The organism is Nocardia sp. NPDC004568, from assembly GCF_040609955.1.
Lineage (GTDB): Bacteria > Actinomycetota > Actinomycetes > Mycobacteriales > Mycobacteriaceae > Nocardia.
This window is the reverse complement of sequence record NZ_JBEXLL010000186.1, coordinates 1-1,553: the sequence shown is the minus strand read 5'-3', so window position 1 is coordinate 1,553 and position 1,553 is coordinate 1. Positions and strand designations below refer to the sequence as shown.

The following is a 1,553-nucleotide window of genomic DNA, read 5'->3' as shown; positions in this document are numbered from 1 at the left end:
TCACTCCCGAAGCGTTCCGGCAGCGATGGACACCGACCGAGTTCAACCAACCGCAACTCGCATGATCGGTGGATCCGCCATCGGGGCCCAGTCACTACCTCTCGGGCAGCGACCGTCACACTGCCCACCACATCGAGGCGGTCGAAAAACCTCTGCTTCAACCCATCAGACACTCGAAATGCCACGGTCCTCGCAACTCCTACAACTCGTAGGTGTTGCGAGGACCGCCAGAACCCGCGGAATCGCCAAGGGCCTCGCTGGATACGGAAAAAGCCCCACCGTTGTGGTTGGGGCTTCCGCGGGCACAGGTATTGCCCGTTGGCCAGAAACTCTACCTGCGGAGGCCGAGCGCAGCAAACCTTCCCTGATCAGCAGGCTATCCCCAGAGTCCGTCCGGGATCACTCGCCGACTGCGGGCCGAATTCGTAACAAGGGCCGGGTGTAGGCAACCATCATTACTGCGGTAAAAACGATGAACGCCAGGGGAAACACCGATTCGGCATTCCATACGGGCGCAGCCCCGTGTACGGCCGGCCCACGCTGGGCCCGACCCGGGCGTCTGACTACGGACCGGTAGACCCTTGTGCAGAAACCGATCGATTAATGAACAGCATAGTTCCGGACGACACGGCAGCTGCGGTGCGCCTCTGCCCCAGAACGTGCCCGGCTACGCAAGGCGAGCCATCTGGAACTCGACAGTGACATGACCGGCCGCGAAGTCCACGACCCCCATCCAATGTGGGCCCGCGAACTCGCCGGACACTCCCTTGCCATCGATAGGGACACGGGTGGTCGTCGTCCACGACCACCCCCACATACGGGCCGCCTCTACCTCAACGAAGTCGGGTCCCACCGACTTCAACCGCACCTCGGTCCCCCGCACCATAGCGGTCGGGCGGTCCACCTCGCGGCTGAACCACACCGTGCACGGGCCGTCGAGACCAGCGCATGAGACGTGCGCCCCCGCGCCGTCACGGTTGGTGGTGTCCTGAACCAACCGCAAGCAACACAACGCAATATACGCCCCGCCAAGCAACACCACGGGTGCGCACCCCGATTTCATCGCCCCATTATAAGTTATAAATTCCACACGCACCGACAGCCCGACCGAAGAGCTGGAACCATCCGGGGCAGAAGATTCTGCGCGAGACCCGATCGCCGCATCAGATCGCTGGCCACGAACGCGGTCATCGCTTGGACGACAGAATATTTCGGTCTGGCAGTGGAGCAGATGCGACGTGAGGGCCGCCGGGTCGACGACGAGGTATTGGCTCACGTGTCTCCGGCACACAGCGAGAACGTGAACTTCTTCGGCGCGATCGAGGTCGACATCGACGCCGAGCTGGCCCAGCTCGGGCCTACCGGGTACCGGCCACTGCGCGTCCGCGACACCCTGTTCTGATCGGGGGTGCTCGACCTCGATCCGCCGGCACGGTGCCGGACCGCCCCCGGCTGACCCCCGAACCCCGGGTGTTCCCTGGATGCCCCTGTCACCTGAGTGGGGATTCGGTGCCTATGCGCGGCAGCCCAGCCATCTGCGTGGCGTTGAACGG

The 1,553-nt window shown here is 63.8% G+C and carries 1 pseudogene; it reads left to right on the top strand.

Annotated features, from left to right (window positions below):
* Positions 1 to 1,168: 1,168 nt before the first annotated feature.
* Positions 1,169 to 1,402: pseudogene (locus ABZV91_RS32450) on the top strand (Tn3 family transposase); the annotation flags it as partial.
* Between the last annotated feature and the right edge of the window lie 151 nt (positions 1,403 to 1,553).